At 64.0% G+C, this 18,051-nt stretch carries 14 protein-coding genes; 4 read left to right on the top strand and 10 right to left on the bottom strand.

Annotated features, from left to right (window positions below):
- Positions 1-13 precede the first annotated feature (13 nt).
- The 6 genes from P7A97_RS09605 to P7A97_RS09580 form a co-directional block, all read right to left on the bottom strand.
- Positions 14-1,381 (bottom strand): DUF1329 domain-containing protein, encoded by a 1,368-nt coding sequence (locus P7A97_RS09605; protein WP_277689709.1) that lies wholly within the window; start codon positions 1,379-1,381, stop codon positions 14-16.
- Between the two features lie 14 nt (positions 1,382-1,395).
- A complete protein-coding gene (locus tag P7A97_RS09600) occupies positions 1,396-3,219 on the bottom strand; it encodes a DUF1302 domain-containing protein (protein ID WP_277689708.1) in 1,824 nt (607 codons plus the stop codon).
- A gap of 260 nt (positions 3,220-3,479) precedes the next feature.
- On the bottom strand, positions 3,480-4,811 hold the full coding sequence (locus tag P7A97_RS09595) for an MFS transporter (RefSeq protein WP_277689707.1): 1,332 nt from the start codon (positions 4,809-4,811) through the stop codon (positions 3,480-3,482).
- 127 nt (positions 4,812-4,938) lie between these two features.
- Complete coding sequence (locus P7A97_RS09590; protein WP_277689706.1) at positions 4,939-6,000, bottom strand: 3-deoxy-7-phosphoheptulonate synthase; 1,062 nt, start codon at positions 5,998-6,000, stop codon at positions 4,939-4,941.
- Positions 6,001-6,406: 406 nt separating this feature from the next.
- Positions 6,407-7,630 (bottom strand): CaiB/BaiF CoA-transferase family protein, encoded by a 1,224-nt coding sequence (locus tag P7A97_RS09585; protein ID WP_277689705.1) that lies wholly within the window; start codon positions 7,628-7,630, stop codon positions 6,407-6,409.
- A 150-nt stretch (positions 7,631-7,780) separates the two neighbouring features.
- Positions 7,781-8,962: an acyl-CoA dehydrogenase gene (locus P7A97_RS09580; protein WP_021699135.1), complete on the bottom strand. Its 1,182-nt coding sequence runs from the start codon at positions 8,960-8,962 to the stop codon at positions 7,781-7,783.
- 178 nt (positions 8,963-9,140) lie between these two features.
- Between P7A97_RS09580 and P7A97_RS09575 the strand changes: the two genes are divergently transcribed.
- From P7A97_RS09575 to P7A97_RS09560, 4 genes are all read left to right on the top strand, one after another.
- Positions 9,141-10,058 carry a LysR family transcriptional regulator gene (locus P7A97_RS09575; RefSeq protein WP_277689704.1) on the top strand — a complete coding sequence of 306 codons (918 nt, stop codon included), beginning with the start codon at positions 9,141-9,143 and terminating at the stop codon, positions 10,056-10,058.
- Between the two features lie 330 nt (positions 10,059-10,388).
- Positions 10,389-11,285, top strand: a complete 897-nt coding sequence (locus tag P7A97_RS09570) for a peptidoglycan DD-metalloendopeptidase family protein (protein ID WP_277689703.1) — start codon at positions 10,389-10,391, stop codon at positions 11,283-11,285.
- 73 nt (positions 11,286-11,358) lie between these two features.
- The gene (locus P7A97_RS09565; RefSeq protein WP_277689702.1) at positions 11,359-13,188 is read left to right on the top strand and encodes a diguanylate cyclase; all 1,830 of its coding nucleotides are present in this window, start codon (positions 11,359-11,361) and stop codon (positions 13,186-13,188) included.
- A gap of 89 nt (positions 13,189-13,277) precedes the next feature.
- Positions 13,278-13,526 (top strand): hypothetical protein, encoded by a 249-nt coding sequence (locus P7A97_RS09560; RefSeq protein ID WP_277689701.1) that lies wholly within the window; start codon positions 13,278-13,280, stop codon positions 13,524-13,526.
- Positions 13,527-13,545: 19 nt separating this feature from the next.
- On the opposite strand, the gene P7A97_RS09555 is transcribed toward P7A97_RS09560, so the two are convergent.
- From P7A97_RS09555 to ubiA, 4 genes are all read right to left on the bottom strand, one after another.
- The gene (locus P7A97_RS09555; protein WP_277689700.1) at positions 13,546-14,886 is read right to left on the bottom strand and encodes a hemolysin family protein; all 1,341 of its coding nucleotides are present in this window, start codon (positions 14,884-14,886) and stop codon (positions 13,546-13,548) included.
- 54 nt (positions 14,887-14,940) lie between these two features.
- Complete coding sequence (phoR, locus tag P7A97_RS09550) at positions 14,941-16,218, bottom strand: phosphate regulon sensor histidine kinase PhoR (RefSeq protein ID WP_277689761.1); 1,278 nt, start codon at positions 16,216-16,218, stop codon at positions 14,941-14,943.
- A gap of 58 nt (positions 16,219-16,276) precedes the next feature.
- The gene (gene phoB / locus P7A97_RS09545; protein WP_068827619.1) at positions 16,277-16,966 is read right to left on the bottom strand and encodes a phosphate regulon transcriptional regulator PhoB; all 690 of its coding nucleotides are present in this window, start codon (positions 16,964-16,966) and stop codon (positions 16,277-16,279) included.
- A gap of 84 nt (positions 16,967-17,050) precedes the next feature.
- Positions 17,051-17,944, bottom strand: coding sequence for a 4-hydroxybenzoate octaprenyltransferase (ubiA, locus tag P7A97_RS09540; RefSeq protein WP_277689699.1), 894 nt, complete (start codon positions 17,942-17,944; stop codon positions 17,051-17,053).
- Between the last annotated feature and the right edge of the window lie 107 nt (positions 17,945-18,051).

Genomic DNA, 18,051 nt, shown 5'->3' with positions numbered 1-18,051 from the left:
TTGTGCGTGAGTCTCAGCGTACGCCGGCGTTACGCAGCGCGGCCGGAGTGAAGTCCGCGGCGCTGGCGGAAATGCCGTATTGCACTGCGGTCTTTTCTTCGTTGGCCATGCCGATGGCGATGTAGCGGCCGGCAATGATGTCGTACAGCGCCTCGAAGGCGTATACCGGCACCTGCTGGTCGAACTGCTGAGTCAGCATGGCCTGGCCGATGCGCCACAGCTGGCCACGGCCGTCATACAGCTCGGACGAGGCGATCTGCCAGGTGTCTTCGTCGACGAAGAAGCGGCGTTTGGCGTAGATGTTGCGCTCGCCGGCCTTGAGGGTGGCAACGACTTCCCAGACGCGGTGCAGCTCGTAGCGGGCGAGGTCCTGGTTGGTGTGGCCGGGCTTGAGGATGTCGGCGTACTTCACTTGCGGCGAGGTCAGCTCGAAGTTGTTGTACGGGATGTACATCTCGCGCTTGCCCACCAGCTTCCAGTCGTAACGATCCGGCGCACCGTTGAACATGTCGAAGTTGTCCGAGGTGCGCATGCCGTCAGAGGCAGTGCCTGGGCCGTCGTAGGCCACCTGCGGAGCGCGTCGTACGCGACGCTGGCCGGCGTTGTAGATCCAGGCCATGCGCGGCTCGGCGATCTGGTCCAGCGAGTCGTGTACCAGCAGCACGTTACCGGCCAGACGAGCCGGGGCGGTGACGCGTTGCTTGAAGAACAGCAGGGCGTTGGCTGCTTTCTTCTCGTCCAGGCCCTTCATGCCGGTCGGGAAGGCAATTTCGTCCTCGAAGTTGACCAGGCTGTAGCTGCCGTTGGTTTGCGGGGCTGCCTGCACGATGTTGCGCTTGAGGTTGCCGCCGCGATAACGGGTGATGTGGTTCCAGATTACCTCCAGGCCGTTTTGCGGAATCGGGAAGGCGTAGTAACGGCTGTCGGCGAAGCCTTTCAGGCCGTTGCCGCCGTCGATCAGCGAAGTGTTGAGCGCGCTTTTCTTGGCCGCCTCATAGATTTCCGGCGGCAGCGCCGCGCTGCGACGGCTGGTGTAGACCGGCATCTTGAAGGTTTCGGGATAGCGCTTGAACATGGCCAGCTGGCCTTCGTTCAGCTTGTCCTTGTACTGGTCGACATTCTGCGCAGTGATGGTGAACAGTGGCTGGTCACCAGCGTAGGGGTTTTCCACGAAACCGCCGGACAGTACGGCCGCGGCGTCCTTGGCCAGGCCACCGGTCCAGGCCGGGATGCTACCGTCGGCGTTCCCGGATTTCTCAGCGCCGGTCGGGGTCAGGCTGGTGCCCAGTTTGGCCGCTTCCTCGGGCGACACTGCGGCGAGCACGCTGCTGGCCAGCAGGGACAGGGTGAGGGCGGTGATCAGTTGTCTTGTTTTTCTCATGGTGATCGGATCCCTTAGAAGTTCACGCCGAAGCTGAGCGCGATGAAGTCGCGGTCAGTCTGGGTGTTGTAGTCGCCATCGAAGAAGTCGGTGTAGCTCAGGCTGGCGGTGTAGGTGTTCAGGTAGTCGGCATCGACACCGACGCTGATGGCCTTGGAGCCTTCATTGAACACCGGGCCGTAACCATCGACGTCATGCGCCCAGGCCACGTTGGGCTTGAGGTTGATCCCGGCGAATACGTTGCTGTACTCGAGGATGCCGCGAGCGCGGTAGCCCCAGGAGGTGTTGGTGAAGAAGCCGTGGGTGCCATACTCCTCGCGCGCAGCGATGTTGGAGGCAGCGGTACCATGCGGCGAACCATAGATGGAGTCGCGGCCGTAGGCGACGTCATCGCGGCTTTCCAGGCCACCGATGCTGGTCATGCCGACTTCACCTACCAGGGTCAGACGCGAGGCGCCCAGTACCTGGTCGAAGAAGTGAGTCATGGTGGTTTGTGCCTGGGTGACTTCCTTGCGGTTGTAACCTTTGCTGACGACGCCTGCCTGGGCCAGGGCGCCGGCAGCCCCGCCTGCGGTCAGTCCGCCAACGACCGACGTAGCCAGTTTGGCAGTCATGTCGGTGCCGTTGATGCCCAGCGGCATGTTCGGGCGGTAGCTGATCTCGCCTGTCCAGGCGGTGCCGGTGGGCAGCGTGGTGGAGAAGCTCAAACCATACAGGCGAATGTCTTCCGGGTATTCGAGGTAGTACTGACCGCCACCCAAAAGAAGAGGCTGAACCAGGCCCTGGAACGGTGTGCCGATGAATCTCAGGGCGCCGCCGATCGTGGTTGCATCGGCATTCTGGAACATCGCATTGGGCGTGCGGCTGTGGTAGTTCATGAAGTAGGCACCGTATTCGGTGTCGTCACCGAGCCAGCGCAGGGCAGCACCCCACTGACCGTCGTCACGCGCATCACGGTCACCGCCGCGAGGCACTACCAGCCCCTCAGGGGTTACAGTTACTCCACGGCTGGCGAGAAGTGAGCGGGTGCTGGGGCTGTTGAGCGCAGCCACAGTATTCGCGTCGAGAATGGTGTAATTGGTATCGCAGCCGTCGGCGACCACATCGCTCGAAGCGAAGAAGGTGCCGCAATTGTCGATGACGGTCTGGTCCCATTCCAGCTGGTAGAAGGCTTCAGCCGAGAGCTGGTCGGTGATGGTCTGCGACATGTAGAACATGTTGACCGGAATCAGGCCTTCCTTGATTTCCGCGCCTGGGCGGCGGAAAGCGGCGGCATCGACCGGGTTGATCGAGTTGATGCTGTTGCCGATAAAGGTGCTCTCACCCCAGCTGACAACTTGCTTGCCGAGGCGCACGGTGCCTGGCATGTCGCCAATGGCGTAGTTGTGGTAGACGAAGGCGTCGAGGATTTCCGCGCCGGAGGCCTGCGCGGCTTCCTTGCGGTTGTGGTCGTCGATGTCCTTGAACAGGCGGCTCTCGTCCTTCAGCTCGAAGTCGTACCAGTACTTGCCGCGCACGAATACGCCGGTGTCGCCGTATTTCAGCTCGAGGTCGTGAATACCTTTGAAGATTTTCGAGAAGGTTTCGCCCTTCTTGAAGTTGAGGCGTCCGTCATCACCGGTTTGGGTGAAGCCGGTGCCGCCGTTGGCGGTACCGATCAGGTCCTTGTCCGGGCTGGCAGTAGACCAGCTGGCGCCGACCGACAGCGACGAGTCAAGCTGGCCTTCGATTTCCCCGATGTTGAAATTGACGGCGTGGGCCGGTGCGGCAGTGCCCAGGGCGACTGCAAGGGCGAGGGTGTGCGGCTGGAAGATTCCGGGCCTTTTTATTCTTGTCATGAGGCTCTCCAAGTGTTGGGTGGAACTGCTGTGCACCCTACCCAGCGGATGACAGCCTCATAAGCGCACCAAGGGAGTATTTTTGGTGTAGCTCCAAAGTACTAATGGCCTTGATTGATGGGGCTTTTGCTCTGCCAAAAGTTCGGTGAATGCTTGGCTATCAGAGGTATGGGTATGGCTGCCGATGTACAGGTGTGAGTCGGCAAAGAGGCAATAAAAAACCCCGCATCTGCGGGGTTTTTTATTGTGTGTGAACTGGATCAGGCGGGCTGTGTCGACCATTGCTGCAGACGCACCAGACTGTCGCGGTAGGGGCTCAGGCCGCGCCAGAGCAGCAGTACCGAGCCGAACACGGCCAGAGTGGTGACAATCAGCAACGAGTAGCGCAAGGCGTTGTCGTCGGCGAACACGTAGTCGGTGACCAGTGCCACGGCGGTAGGGCCCAGGCCCAGGCCGAACAGCGTGATGACAAACAGGTAGATGGCCGAGGCTTGGCCGCGCATCGAGTTGGGCATGATTTCCTGGATGGCGGCCGGCGCTACGCCGAACGGCATGCTCAGGCAGAAGATGGTCGGCGCCAGCAGCACGGTGGCCCAGAGTGCATTGGGCATCAGTGGGAAGATAAGTACCAGCGGTAGCGCGCCCATTGCGGCGTAAAGCCCCACGCGCATGTTGGCGTCAGTGCGTCCGCGCTTGGCCAGCCAATCTGCCAGGCGCCCGCCGAAGACGATGCCGATGCAACCGAACACGGCCACCAGGCTGCCGTAGATGATGCCGACCTGCCCGGCATCCCATCCGTAAGTACGAATATAAAAGGTCGGAATCCAGGCTGCGCTACCGTAGCCGGCGAAGGACAGCCCGGCGAAGCCGAAGTTGTGGCACAGCACGGTGCGGCGGTTGCTGCGGATGTAGCGGCCTACTTCTGCCAGGGGCACGGACACGCCGGCTCCGGCACCGCGCCGCGCGGGTTCTTTCACGGCCAGCATCAACAAGGTGAACAGGATTCCGGCGGCGCCGAGGATAAGGAAGATCAGTTGCCAGGGGCGTACTTCTCCGAACACGGGTAGCACGACATCGCCTTGGGCCGAGGCGAACTGGATCACCAGGCCGCCAAGCAGGAAGGCGATCCCTGAGCCGAGGTAGACCCCCATACCGTAGACCGCCATGGCCGTGGCGCGGCGGTTGGGCGGGAAGCTGTCGGCGATCAGCGAGTAGGCGGCGGGCGACAGTGCCGCTTCGCCGACACCTACGCCGATGCGGCAGAACAGGAACTGCCAATACTGTTTGGCCAGGCCGCAGGCGGCAGTGGCCGCGCTCCAGAAGATGATGCCGAAGGCGATCAGGCCACGGCGGCTCTTGGTATCCGCCAGACGTCCGAGGGGAATGCCGCAGATGGTGTAGAACAGCGCGAAGGACAGGCCCATCAGCAGGCTCATCTCGGTATCGCTGATGGCCAGATCGCGGCGGATGGGGCCGACCAGCAGATTGAGGATCTGTCGATCGATAAAGGACAGTACGTAGGCGACCATCAGAATGGTCACGGTGATCCAGGCGGAGAGACTGGAGGGGTAGCCGTTGTTGTTATTGGACACTGGCAGGGCTCCTCGACCATCAGGCGAAAGGGGGATGGTCAGAGTAGACCTGCCGTTTGCGGGTTTAGTATCGCTCGTAAGTGTTATCACCCTGCTGAATCAGGGTGATATCCCTCCATTGATGGTTTCAAGATGTCTCAACGCCCTGCCGTAGACGCCTGGCTGCCTCAAGCAGCAGCGCTTCGCTGGCACTCCAGCCGAGGCAGGCGTCGGTGATCGACTGGCCGTAGCGCAATGCCGGTTGCAGGGGCTGGCAGCCATCGATGAGGTGGCTTTCCAGCATCACGCCTCGTAGTGACAGATCACCCGCCAGGCGCTGACGTAGTACTTCGTGTAGCACCTCGGGTTGGCGCGCCGGGTCCTTGCCGCTGTTGGCGTGGCTGCAATCGACCATGATGCTTGCCTGCAGGCCACGCTTGCTCAGCGTGGCGTTGGCGGCAGCGACCTGCTCGGCGGCGTAGTTCGGCCCCTGATGGCCTCCGCGCAGCACCAGGTGAGTGTGCGGGTTGCCCAGGCTGTGCAGCAGCGCCGGTCGGCCCTGCTCATCCAGGCCGAAATGGCGATGGCCCTGAGCGGATGCCTGCATGGCGTCGCAGGCGATGGTCAGGCCACCGTCGGTACCGTTCTTGAAGCCCACAGGCAGGTCGAGCCCGCTGACCATCTCTCGGTGCACCTGGGATTCACTGGTGCGCGCGCCGATAGCCGCCCAGCCGAGCAGGTCGTCGATATAGGCCGCCGCCATCGGCTGCAACAGCTCGCTGGCCAGCGGCAGGCCCAGGCGCAGCAGGTCGAGGAGCAGGCCGCGGGACAGGCGCAGACCCTCGTCGGCGGCACCGCTGCCATCCAGGTGCGGGTCGAACAACAGGCCTTTCCAGCCCACCGTGGTGCGCGGTTTTTCCAGGTAGGCGCGCATCACCAGCAACAGCTGGTCGCCCACTTCTTCCTGCAGCCTGGCCAGGCGCTGACCGTAGTCGAGGGCGGATTCGGGGTCGTGCAGCGAGCAGGGGCCGATCACCACCAGCAGGCGCGGGTCGCGGCCGGCGAGGATGGCGCGGATGGCGGCGCGTTGCTGGTGTACGCGCTCGGCGAGCAGCGGGTCGAGGGGTAACTGCTGGCGCAGCTGGGCCGGTGTCGGTAGGGTTTCGGCGCGGGGTTTGGCAGTGGCGACGATATTCAGGGGAGCATTCATGTTCGGCAGTCCTTGGCCGGCGGCATTGCCGCGCGGCGCTAGCGAGGTGTTCGGCAGTCGGTTCGGTGTGGGTGGGCGAAGCGGCTAAATCGCCAGGCAGAGCTGCGGTAACGGTATGCGGTCATGTTGGTTTCCTCGATGCAAAACAAAACCCCCGGTCGGGTGGCCGACCGGGGGTTTTGGGGAAACTCACTGGTGGCGACCCGGATGTGCGGGGCGCCTGTGGGGTATCAGGCGCGCCCGTGGCTAAACCAGTACCCATAAAAGTATGCGCGCGCAGCCGACAGCGCTGCGGCACGCGGGGCGGCGCAGACGAGGGCGAGGTGCGGGCGAAGGTTCATGGAATCGGTGTCTCCTGAAAGCTGGCTCAACGCTACCCGGCCGAAGCTGGCAGCGCAAGTGTCGCTTACACCACGCCCTGTTCGCGCAGGCGGGCGATAGTGGCTTCATCCAGATTGAGCAGGCGCTGCAGCAGAGCGTGCGAGTGCTCGCCCAGCAGCGGCGGCGCCGAGCGGTACTCCACGGGCGTTTCCGACAGGCGTAGCGGGCTGGCCACCTGCGGGGTCGTGCTGCCCATGCCGTTGGCCAGATCCAGACGCAGGCCGCGGGCCCGCACCTGCGGGTCGGCGAATACCTGGGCCAGGTCGTTGATCGGCCCGCAGGGCACGCCGGCGGCTTCCAGCAGGGTGATCCATTCGGCCGTGGTCTTGAACACCGTGGCCTGGCGCAGCAGCGGGATCAGCTCTGCGCGGTGAGCGACGCGGGCCTTGTTGCTGGAAAAGCGCGGGTCGTCGGCCAAAGCCGGTAGGCCGGCGACCTCGCAAAACTTGCGGAACTGCCCGTCGTTGCCCACCGCCAGGATGAAATCGCCGTCGGCGCTGGGGAAATCCTGGTAGGGCACGATGTTCGGGTGGGCGTTGCCCAGGCGTTTGGGCGCGTTGCCGGTGGCCAGGTAGTTCATCGCCTGGTTGGCCAGGCAGGCCACCTGCACGTCGAGCAGCGCCACGTCGATGTACTGGCCCTGCCCGGTTTGTTCGCGGGCGTTCAGCGCAGCCAGTACACCGATGGTGGCGTAAAGGCCGGTGAGAATATCGGTGAGGGCGACGCCGACCTTCATGGGGCCGGCACCGTCCTCGCCATCGGGCTTGCCGGTCAGGCTCATCAGCCCGCCGAGCCCCTGGATCATGAAGTCATAGCCTGCCCGCTTGGCGTAGGGCCCGTCCTGCCCGAAGCCGGTGATGGAGCAGTAGATCAGTCGCGGGTTGACCGCTTTCAGCGATTCATAACCGAGGCCGTAGGCCTTGAGGCCGCCGACCTTGAAGTTCTCCAGCACCACATCGCACTGCGCCGCCAGTTCGCGCACCAGGCGTTGGCCCTCGGGCTGGGTGAAGTCCAGGGTCAGCGATTGCTTGTTGCGGTTGGCGCACTGGAAGTAGGCGGCCTCGCGGCTGTCGTTGCCTTCGGCGTCCTTGATATAGGGCGGGCCCCAGTGACGGGTGTCGTCGCCCGAGCCGGGGCGCTCGACCTTGATCACCTCGGCACCGAGGTCGGCGAGTATCTGCCCGGCCCAGGGGCCGGCGAGCACGCGGGACAGGTCGAGGACGCGGATATGCGACAGGGCGCCGGGCATGGAAACCTCACGGGCAGGCGAATGGGCTAAGCGGCTCCCTCTCCCGGAGGGAGAGGGGGGGCAGACGAAGGCTGGGGAGAGCATCGCGAAACCCAGCAACTCGACGCTGGGTTTCGCCGCATGCGGCTCTACCCAGCCTACGGCATTGGCTTAGAAGAACGCCTGCAAACCGGTCTGCGCGCGGCCGAGAATCAGCGCATGCACGTCGTGGGTGCCCTCGTAGGTGTTGACCACCTCCAGGTTGACCAGGTGGCGGGCCACGCCGAACTCGTCGCTGATGCCGTTGCCGCCCATCATGTCGCGGGCCATACGGGCGATATCCAGCGCCTTGCCGCAGCTGTTGCGCTTCATGATCGAGGTGATTTCCACCGCGGCGGTGCCCTCGTCCTTCATCCGGCCCAGGCGCAGGCAGCCTTGCAGGGCCAGGGTGATTTCGGTCTGCATGTCGGCCAGCTTCTTCTGGATCAGCTGGGTCTGCGCCAGTGGGCGGCCGAACTGGGTGCGGTCGAGGGTGTACTGGCGGGCGGTGTGCCAGCAGAACTCGGCGGCGCCCAGTGCGCCCCAGCTGATGCCATAGCGGGCGGAGTTGAGGCAGGTGAACGGGCCTTTCAGGCCGCGCACGTCGGGGAAGGCGTTTTCTTCCGGGCAGAACACGTTGTCCATGACGATCTCGCCGGTGATCGAGGCGCGCAGGCCGACCTTGCCGTGGATGGCCGGAGCACTCAGACCTTGCCAGCCCTTCTCCAGCACGAAGCCGCGAATCTCGCCGGCATCGTCCTTGGCCCACACCACGAACACATCGGCGATCGGGCTGTTGGTGATCCACATCTTGCTGCCGGTCAGGCGGTAGCCGCCGTCGACCTTCTTGGCGCGGGTGATCATCGAGCCCGGGTCGGAGCCGTGGTTCGGCTCGGTCAGGCCGAAGCAGCCGATGTACTCACCGCTGGCCAGCTTGGGCAGGTACTTCTGCTTGGTGGCTTCATTGCCGAACTCGTGGATCGGCACCATCACCAAGGAGGACTGCACGCTCATCATCGAGCGGTAGCCGGAGTCGATGCGCTCTACTTCGCGGGCGATCAGGCCGTAGCACACGTAGTTGAGGCCGCTGCCGCCGTAGGTTTCCGGGATGGTGGCGCCGAGCAGGCCGGTCTCGCCCATCTCGCGGAAGATCTTCGGATCGGTCTGCTCGTGGCGGAAGGCTTCCAGCACGCGCGGGGCCAGCTTGTCGGCGGCGAACTGCTGGGCGCTGTCGCGCACCATGCGCTCTTCTTCGGTCAGCTGTTGGTCCAGCAGCAGTGGGTCGATCCAGTTGAAGCTTGCCTTGGCGGCCATGGGCGAATCCTCGAAACAGGGCAGTGAAGGGCCGGCGCGCTGGCCGGGCAGTGGGGAAAGACTAGGCCCGTGCGCCGCATGCGGCAAACGAGTTATTCGCATACTGTTGTGCGAATAACTCACTCCGAGATAGCTTTAATAGGCATTTTTAGTGGTTTAGAGTGAGGCCTTGGCATAGATGCGTCGCAAGATTCCCAGCACGGCTGCCCTGGTGGCCTTCGAGTCGGCCGCTCGCCACCAGAGCTTTACCCAGGCCGCCCACGAGCTGGCGCTGACTCAGAGCGCTATCTGCCGGCAGATCGCCGGGCTGGAGGAGTTCCTCGGCGTCGAGCTGTTCCGCCGCTCGCGGCGCGGGGTCAAGCTGACCGAGGCCGGCCTCACATACAGCCGCAAAGTGGCCGCGCAACTTGACGCCGTGGAGCGCGACACTCTCGCCGCCATGGGCCAGCAGGGTGCGCAGAGCCTGGAACTGGCGGTGGTGCCGACGTTCGCCACCCAGTGGCTGGTGCCGCGGCTGAAGGATTTCCAGCGGTTGCATCCGGAAGTCACCGTGCACCTGACCAACCGCACCCGGCCGTTCCTGTTCGCCGACACCGCCTTCGATGCTGCCATCTACTTTGGTGACGGCGACTGGTCCGGTACCGAGGCGCATTACCTGATGCCCGAGGAGCCGCTGCCGGTGTGCAGCCCCGCGCTGCTGGCGGGGCGCGAGCCGTTCAGCGCGGCCGAGTTGGCCATGCTGCCGTTGCTGCAGCAAAGCACTCGGCCCTACGCCTGGCGGCAGTGGTTCAACGCCCAGGGCCTGAATGTGCCGCGCGACCTGGCCGGGCCGCGCTACGAGCTGTTCTCCATGCTTGCCCAGGCCGCCGCACACGGCATGGGCGTGGCGCTGATTCCACCGTTTCTGATCGAGCGCGAACTGGCCGAGGGGAGGCTGGTTGCGGCGCATCCGACGGCGCTGCACAGCAGTGACAAGGCCTATCGGCTGATGATTCCCGAACGCAAGCTGGAGTCGGCCGCGCTGGGGGCTTTTCGTGACTGGCTGCTGGCGGCGGCGCAGGCCTATCGGGAGGCGCGGGCGGGTAGTGCGGTATAGCTGCGCAGAGGTCGCCTGAAAAGCATCGTGGCTAAAGCCACTTCCAGGAAGAGCCGCATCTCTGCGGCCGGACGTGCAGCACCGAAGCCCAGCGAGGCCGACTATTCCGCCTGCCATGGGGCGTCACGACGTTCAATCACGCAGCCAAGGTCAGCCGTGGCGAGTTTGGAATGAATACGCTGCGATGAGCCTTTCGTCGGATATGGAGACATTTCGCCGGATTACCCTGCCGATTGCCGCACAGCTTGGGGGCGCGATGCTCGCGAGTCGATTTCGACGCTGCTAGTCTTGCCAGTCCCGGATACCAATAACCATTAAATCCGAGAGCTTATGCTAGGGCGTTCATTCCTTTTCTGCGCATTGTTGTTGGCAGCAGCCCAGGCCAGTGCGCTGACCATTTACAAGTATGTCGACAAGCACGGCACGGTGACCTATAGCGACAAGGCCGTGCCCGGTGCCCAGGTGTTCGTGTTCCGCGACCGCATGGTGGAGAAACTCGACAACCTGGTGAAGCTGGAAACCAAGAAGCACTCTGCCGGAGAGACGCTGCTGGTGCGTAACGACCTGTACGCGCCAGTGGAGATCGAGCTGCGCCTGGACAAGGTCAGCAACGCCGTCGGGGCCCCGGATGAGCCAATCCGTTGGGTATTGCCGCCGCGTACCAAGATTCGCCTGGTCACCCTGGCCCCGCAGGATGCCGGCAAGCCGTTGCGCTACAAGCCGCGCCTGCGCTACGCCATGGGTGACCCACGGCTGCAGCCGCTGGTCTATCGCTACCCGCTGCCCTGGCGCGGCGGCCCGTTCAAACTGACCCAGGGTGCCAATGGCCGCTACAGCCATTACACCCCCAAGGGGCGCTATGCCATGGACATTGCCATGCCCGAGGGCACGCCAATCCTCGCCTCGCGCGGCGGCATGGTGGTGAAGACCGAAAATCATCAGAGTGGTCGGGGCAATAACCCTTCCGGCAACTTTGTGCGCATCCTGCATGACGATGGCACCATGGGCGTCTATCTGCACCTGATGCGCGGCTCGGTCAGCGTCCGCGAGGGGCAGCGGATCGCTTCCGGTACGCCGATTGCGCGCTCAGGCAACACCGGCAACAGTACCGGGCCGCACCTGCATTTCGTGGTGCAGCGCAATGTTGGCCTGGCGCTCGAATCCATTCCCTTCAACTTTGCCCAGCCGGTAGACAGCCTGCCCAATTTTGCCGTGGGTGGCGAATAGCCATTACGTTCGGCTTGCACACGGGCTCTTTAACGGCGATGGTTAGCGCACTGCCCAGTCGAGGGAAGCGTAGTTGCCAATCCGCCTGCTTTTCCTACTGTTCTGCCTATTGCCGAGTCTCGGCAGTGCCGCCGCATTGGAGCTGAGTGAGCAGAGCACTGCGCTGCGTCTGGCGGCGCAACTGGAATACCTGCTGCCCGAGCAGGAACTGGACTTCGCTGGCGCCAGCCAGGCCGAGGGCTGGCAGCCGGTAAAGGGGTCGTCGCTGAGTCTGGGCCGCCAGTCGGGTGCGGTGTGGGTGCGTCTGCAGGTCCATAACGGTTCTGCGCAGACTGATTGGCGCCTGCTGGTGGAGTGGCCGATCCTCGACCTGATCGAACTGCGTACCCTGGACCCCGCCACGGGTAACTGGAGCCCGCTGCAGCAGGCAGGTGACCATCTGCCGCTCAGTGCCTGGCCACAGGCCTCGCGCCAGCCGACCTTTCCTCTGTTGCTGCCCGCCGATGCGACCCGCTGGATCTACCTGCGTCTGCACAGCGAGGAGAATATGGTTGTGCCCATGCAGCTGCTGAGCAGAGACGCTTTCGAGCAGCAGGAGCTAACCCAGCGCATGCTGCTCGGCCTGTTCTTCGGCGCCATGCTCGCGGTGCTGCTGTACAACGCCAGCCTGTTTCTGTTTACCGGCAGCCGCAGCTATGTCTGGTACACCTTCTATCTGCTGGCCGTTGTGGTCTACGAACTGGCCCTGAGCGGCTTCGGTATTCTCTATCTTTGGCCCGAACTGGGGCGGCCAGCCGCGATGATCTACGGGGTTTCGGCAATCTGGAGTTTTCTCGCCGCGACCATTTTCGTGCGCAGTTTCCTGCGTATCCCGCACTACGGTGGCTGGGTGCTGTGGGCCAACAACCTGCTGCTGGGCTACTGGCTGCTGGCGTTGCTGTTGCTGGTGCTGCGCCCGCAATGGCTGCATGGCTTTGGTGTAAACCTGGTTGCCCTGCTGAGTTGTGTGGTCGCCGTGGCCACCGCGATCAGTCTGTGGCGCCGGGGCAATCGCTCCGCACCTCTATTCGCCGTGGCCTGGGGCTTTCTGATTTTCTGCACCCTGGTGCATGTAGCGGCGCTGCAGGGGGCGCTGCCGGTCAATCCGCTGACGCTGCGTATCCAGACCCTGGGCTTCTTCGCCGAATTCGTCCTGCTCTCGGTGGCGCTGGCCGAGCGCATCAACAGTGAACGCAAGGCGCGCATCGAGGCGCAGGGTGAGTTGATCGGCGAACGTGAGGCGCGCCTGGCCAGTCAGCAGCAACTGCTGGAAGAGCAGGCCCGGGCCAACGAGGAATTGGAGCGCCGGGTCCTGGCGCGTACCGCCGAGCTGCAGCAATCAACTCGCGAACTGGCCCAGGCCAATGCCGAGCTGACCCGCCTGAGCAATACCGATGCCCTGACCCAGCTGGCCAACCGCCGCCACTGCGATCAACAACTGGCGCAACAGGCCAACGAACCGTTGGCGGTGATGGTGATTGATATCGACCACTTCAAGCGCATCAACGACACCTATGGCCACCCCTTTGGTGATCGCTGCATCAGTGCTGTGGCTGAAGTGCTGCGCCATAGCGCCCGGCGCAGTGGCGACCTGGCCGCGCGCTACGGTGGCGAGGAGTTTTTCCTGCTGCTCAGCGGCGCCTCCTGCGAGGCGGGCCTGGCCCGCGCCGAGCAGATCCGCGCGGAGGTGGCCGCGCTGGCGCTGCAGTATCGAGGCACCCCTGTGCCGCTGACTATCAGCATTGGTCTGGCCTGCCACGATGCCTCTGGCGAGCTGCACATGCAGGCGTTGATCGATGCCGCCGACAAGGCGCTATACGCGGCCAAGGGCGCCGGGCGTAACAGGGTCTGCCGCGCAGAGTAGTACGACCCTTGGTCGGTAATCGGGGACGGGTGGTGTCAGCGCGTTAAGGTGAAAGAACGCCCATCCGCCGCTTGAGCGAGGCCAAGACCATGAACAACCTGCACTGCACCTATCGCGACCACGCCATCAGCGCATCCATTATCGAGCACCCCGGCATCCCCACGCCCTGGGCTGCTGGCTGCCAGATCACCCTGCCGGACGGGCAGGCTACCCGGCGTATTCCCCTGCCTGTGAAGAGCGCCTTCCTCGCCGACCTGGAGAGCGCCCAGCACGCTGCGCTGGCCCACGGTAAATGGCTGGTGGACCAGCATCTGGATAGCGGTCGGGCACTGAGCTGACGTTTACGCAGCATCCAGCTCAGTCCAGCTTGAGCACCTTGGCGAGGACGATCTTCGGGCCTTTCATCTTTTTGACGATTATGCGCAGGCCTTCAGTCTCCAGCACCTCGTCCTCGTCGGGCACCCGGTTCAGGGCTTCGTAGATCAGTCCGGCGAGGGTTTCCGCTTCGAGATGATCGAGGTCGATGCCGAGCAGGCGTTCGATCTTGAACAGCGGGGTGTCGCCTCTCACCAGCAGGCGCCCCGGCTGGTAGGCCAGCACGCCGCGTTCGGCCTTGTGGTGCTCGTCCTGGATATCGCCGACCAGCACTTCCAGCACGTCTTCCATGGTCAGGAAACCGACCACCTTGCCGTCGGCCTCCTCGACCAGGGCGAAGTGCGCACCGCCCTGGCGGAACTGCTCCAGCAGCGAGGACAGCGGCAGGTGCTTGCTGACCCGCTCGATCGGGCGCATCAGCTCGGCGATGTTGAATTTCGACGGCAGCATTTCCAGCAGGCTCAGCTGCAGCAACAGGTCCTTGATGTGCAGTACGCCGACGAAGTTGCCTTCGTTCTCGTCATAGACCGGGAAACGGCTGAACTTGTGGCGGCGGAACAGGTTGAACAGCTCGTCGAGCTTGGCGCCGACATCGACGTAGACCAGATCCTCGCGCGAGTTGGCCCAGTCCACCACTTCCAGCTCACCCAGCTCCACGGCCGAGGCCAGCACGCGCATGTCCTGGTCGCTGGGGTCGCGGGCGCGGCTGGAATGCAGGATCAGCTTGAGCTCATCGCGGCTGTAGTGGTGCTCGTGGTGCGGCCCCGGCTCGCCCTGCCCGGCGTAGCGCAGGATGGCGTTGGCGCTGGCGTTGAGCAGGTAGATGGCCGGGTACATCAGCCAGTAGAAGGCGTACAGCGGTGCTGCGGTCCACAGCGACAGCAGCTCGGGCTTGCGGATCGCCCAGGACTTGGGTGCCAGCTCGCCGACCACGATATGCAGGTAGGAAATGATGAAGAAGGCCACGAAGAAAGAGATGCCGTGCACCAGCTTCTGCGACTCGATGCCGAGGGCACTGAGCAGCGGGGTCAACAGTTCGGCGAAGGCCGGCTCGCCGACCCAGCCAAGGCCGAGCGAGGCCAGGGTGATACCCAGCTGACAGGCCGACAGGTAGGCATCCAGCTGGCCGTGCACCTTGCGCAGGATGGCCCCGCGCCAGCCGTGTTGTTCGGCGATGGTTTCGACCTTGGTGGCGCGCAACTTGACCATGGCGAACTCGGCCGCCACGAAGAAACCGTTGAGAAGGACGAGGAACAGGGCGAACAGTACGAGACCGAGGTCAGCGAACAGATTGGGGGCGGGGAGACTCGTGGAAGGGTCCATGGAGGGGCTAGGTGGCTAAAGGTCGCACAAGGGTGGCGGCTCTCGCCGCCGCCGTCAATTGCGACGATTGAGCTGTTGCTCCGGGAACTGGCAGGTGAAGGTGCTGCCCTTGCCCGGCACACTGGTGATGTCCAGGCGGGCGCGATGACGCAGCAGTACGTGCTTGACGATGGCCAGGCCGAGGCCGGTACCACCGGTACTGCTGGCGCGGCTGGAGTCGACCCGATAGAAGCGCTCGGTGAGGCGCGGCAGGTGCTTGGCCTCGATGCCGATACCACTGTCGGTCACGCTGAAATGCCCGCCCTGCTCGTCGCCCCACCAGCGGATGCGGATCTCGCTGTCGTTCGGGCTGTACTTCACTGCGTTGAACACCAGGTTGGAGAAGGCGCTGCGCAGCTCGGCCTCGCTGCCCTTGAGGCGTAATTTGGCGTCGACCTCCAGGCTGATACGGTGGTTGCGATTGCCGGACAGCGCCTGGGCGTCGTTCTTGATCGACAGCAGCAGCAGGTCGACCGCCACTGGCTGGTTGTCCGAGGGGTAGTCGGTGGCCTCCAGCTTGGCCAGCAGGAGCAGGTCGTTCAGCAGGTTTTGCATGCGTGCGCCTTGCTGCTGCATCTGCTGCAGGGCGCGCAGCCAGCGTGGATTGACGTCTTCGACGTTGTCCAGCAGGGTCTCCAGGTACCCGGCGATCACCGTCAGCGGTGTGCGCAGCTCGTGGGAGACGTTGGCGATGAAGTCTTTGCGCATCTGCTCCAACTGGTGCAGGCGGGTGACGTCGCGGACGAACATCAGGTGCTCGTTGTTGCCATAGCGGGTGATCTGCATCTGCAGGCGCTGGCGGTCGTCGACCGGCGAGGGTAGCTCGAGGTCTTCCTGGAAGTGGCCGGCCTCGAAGTATTCCTTGAAGCGCGGGTGGCGCACCAGGTTGGTGATCGACTGGCCGCTGTCCTGTGGGGTCTTCAGGCCCAGCAATTGCTCGGCAGCGCGGTTCCACCACTCCAGGTTGCCTTCGTTGTCGAGCATGATCACCGCATCGCGCAGCGCGGCGGTGGACTCCTGCACCCGATCAATCACCGCCTGCAGGCGGCCACGCACGCGCTGGTCGCGACGTTGCAGATGGTAGATGTTGTCGAACACTTCGCCCCACAGGCCATAGCCCTCGGGCGGTGCATCATCGGCCTGGCGGGTACGCAGCCACTGATGCAGGCGCAGCAGCTGTTTGATATGCCAGATCAGGTAGGCGCCGAGACCCAGTACCAGGGCCCAGGCGTACTGGCCACTGACCAGGCCGAGCAGTCCGCTGGCTAGCAGGATCAGCAGCAGGTGGCGCATGACGGCGCCACGCCAGTTTGAATTCACCTATCGCGTCCTTACTCTGGCTACGCCGGGCTCAGCTTTTGGTAGAGAAACGATACCCGGTGCCGCGCACCGTTTGTACGAGATTTTCGTAGGCCTCGCCGAGCGCCTTGCGCAGGCGGCGGATGTGTACATCGACGGTGCGCTCCTCGACATAGACGTTGCCGCCCCAGACCTGATCGAGCAGCTGGCCACGAGTGTAGGCGCGCTCCTGGTGGGTCATGAAGAACTGCAGCAGGCGGTATTCGGTGGGGCCCATCTCGGCCGGCTTGCCATCGATGGTGACGCGGTGGCTGATCGGGTCGAGCAGCAGACCGCCGACTTCGATCGGCGCCTCGCTATCGCTGGGGCCGGTGCGGCGCAGCACGGCCTTGAGACGGGCCACCAGCTCGCGCGGTGAGAAGGGCTTGGTGATGTAGTCGTCGGCGCCGACTTCCAGGCCCTGGATCTTGTTGTCTTCTTCGCCCTTGGCCGTGAGCATGATGATCGGTATGTCGTCGGTCAGCTCGTCACGCTTGAGGCGGCGCGCCAGCTCGATACCGCTGGTGCCGGGCAGCATCCAGTCGAGCAGGATCAGGTCCGGCTTGCGGTCCACGATCAGAGCATGCGCCTGCTGGGTGTTTTCCGCCTCCAGGCAATCGTAGCCGGCCATCTCCAGGGCCACTGCGATCATCTCGCGGATGGGGGCTTCGTCGTCAACGATCAGGATGTTCTTGCCAACCATGGGTCGAGCCTCGGGTCGTTCTGTCTGCGCCGCATTAGATAACGGAATTATTGCAGCGATGTGACAGTGGTGCGGCAGGCCCGGCTACCTTAATGCGTAATCCACCAGAATGCCGACGAAGATCGCCAGCCCGGCCCAGTGGTTGTGCAGGAAGGCGGCGAAGCAGGCCTGCGGCTCGCGGTTGCGTGTGCTCCAGAATTCCCAGGCAAAGCAGGCGGCAGCGACGAACAGGCCGAACAGGAACCAGATACCGAGACCGAAGCGCGTGCCGGCCATGGCCAGGCAGAGCAGGGCCAGACCCTGCAGGGTAAGGATGACGATGCGGTCGGCCTCGCCGAACAGGATGGCGGTGGATTTCACGCCGATCTTCAGGTCGTCCTCGCGGTCGGTCATGGCGTAGTAGGTATCGTAGGCCACCGTCCACAGCAGGTTGGCGATATACAACAGCCAGGCCTCGGGCGGCGGCAGCTCACCAGTCACCGCGCTGAAGGCCATTGGCATGCCCCAGCTGAAGGCCGCACCCAGCACCACCTGCGGGTAGTAGGTGTAGCGTTTCATGAAGGGGTAGCAGGCGGCCAGGGCCAGGCCGCCGAAGGACAGCAGGATGGTGGTCAGGTTGGTGAACAGCACCAGCACGAAGCTGATCGCCACCAGCACGGCGAACAGGATCAGCGCCTCGCGCGGCTGCACCCGGCCGTCGGCCAGCGGCCGCGCCTTGGTGCGTGCCACGTGGCCGTCGAAATTGCGGTCGGCATAGTCGTTGATCACGCAGCCGGCGGCACGCATCAGCACCACGCCGGCGACGAAGATGAACAGCAGTCCGAAGTCCGGCAGTCCCTTGCTGGCGACCCACAGGGCCCAGAGGGTCGGCCACAGCAGCAGATAGATGCCGATGGGTTTTTCCAGGCGCATCAGCTGGATGAAGTCCCAGCTGCGTGGATACAGGCGGTTGAGGGAGAGCAGGAAGGATTGGTACATCGGCGGCCTCCGGGTGAAGTGCGCCGATTATAGGACCAGGGCTTGCCGCAGGAGTGGGCTCTGCGCGCGAAGCGGGCAAGCCTGCACAAAACGCAGCGCGGTTTCTG

The organism is Pseudomonas sp. GOM6, from assembly GCF_029537485.1.
GTDB lineage: Bacteria > Pseudomonadota > Gammaproteobacteria > Pseudomonadales > Pseudomonadaceae > Aquipseudomonas.
Note: the sequence above shows the minus strand (reverse complement) of the source record. Positions and strands in the feature narration are given on the sequence as shown.